The organism is Macromonas nakdongensis (assembly GCF_002837145.1).
Lineage (GTDB): Bacteria > Pseudomonadota > Gammaproteobacteria > Burkholderiales > Burkholderiaceae_C > Macromonas_B > Macromonas_B nakdongensis.
This window is the reverse complement of sequence record NZ_NWMV01000182.1, coordinates 1-1,220: the sequence shown is the minus strand read 5'-3', so window position 1 is coordinate 1,220 and position 1,220 is coordinate 1. Positions and strand designations below refer to the sequence as shown.

Below are 1,220 nucleotides of genomic sequence, written 5' to 3'. Positions count from 1 at the left end.
CTTGCGCAGCTCGGGCGAGTTCATTCGCAAGCCCAGCCAGTTAGCCGCAGATTGCTGTCGGTCAGTGTCCAGTAGAACTACATCAACGCCATCCTCAGCGGCTAGAGCCGTGAAGTTCAGTGCCAGCGAGGTCTTACCTACGCCGCCTTTTTCGTGGCCAAAAACTACAACAGTCATGCTTATGCTTTCATGGTTCGGTTGTATAGAGCGATTGGAAGCAAAGTTATTACTCTCAAACTCTATTCAGATGCTTTTGCTATTCTAGCATAAGTAAAAGATATCGTAAGTGCTTTGACCAATAAGGATAGCACACAGCTCAAAATTGAGGCGCTTCAATTTGGTGTCTAGATTGAGCCCCAATAGCAAATTTTGACACTTCGAACTTCAAAGTACCTGACACTCGCGCTATTTGTCAAAATTGAAGCGCTTCAATTCCGGAGTCAGACAATATTAAGGTTAAACCTAATGCTATAAGTTCGAGCCAGCCAAGATGGTTCATCACTTGTAACTTGTATGCAGCTGAAAGTTCAGGATGAGGTTAACGACTGCGCTTGCCCAAAGAAGGTAGCCCACCGTTGACCCCCCAGCCCGGCAAACCACCCCAGTTCATAGCCTTGTGGCCCCCGCCGAAAACGCCACTCAACTTGGAAAATAGCACCCGCTGCCTCGGTTCTCGAACTTGCGCTCTTGATGAGCGTCGGACTGCTGATGTCTTGGTACTGCACGCCTCTAGCAGTTTCCACCCTAATTCAGTTGCTTTGGGTGGGGGGGCGCAGGCTCCAGTGGTTTGAGCGCAATGAGACTCTTCGTTGTTTGGGCGGTGGCTTGAGCCTGCGGCATCTTGGCAGGCGAACCAGAAAAACGCAAGAGAGAGGAGATGGCTGCGAAGTCGGAACGTGACTGTACAGGGCTGCTGGTACGCTCGAAGGTGAGGACTTATTGCAGCGGACGGGTTTTTGCACGAACACATGGGCCAAAGTTGACTCAAGTGTTGGAGATGTAGGTGCCGCAGGTTCTTTAGGGGTTTTGAAGCCAAGCTCGGTAGCCAGGGTATCGAGCTTGGAAACGAACAGCACCTTGGTGGCGCTGGATACTGGCCAGCTCACGCATGAACCAGCCAGTGTGCAGGTCAGGCAGGCTGCAGAGTGTATTTTTCGAGGTCAAGCTGGTTTTTGCGCAAGGCATCACCCACTGAGGTGATGACGTCCGCAGCCAGCGCC

Annotated in this window: 1 protein-coding gene; it reads right to left on the bottom strand. The window is 51.6% G+C overall.

What is annotated here, in order from left to right:
• The coding region (locus tag CON77_RS15050) for a ParA family protein (protein WP_157827004.1) at positions 1 to 177 on the bottom strand (177 nt) is incomplete at its 3' end.
• Positions 178 to 1,220: the final 1,043 nt, after the last annotated feature.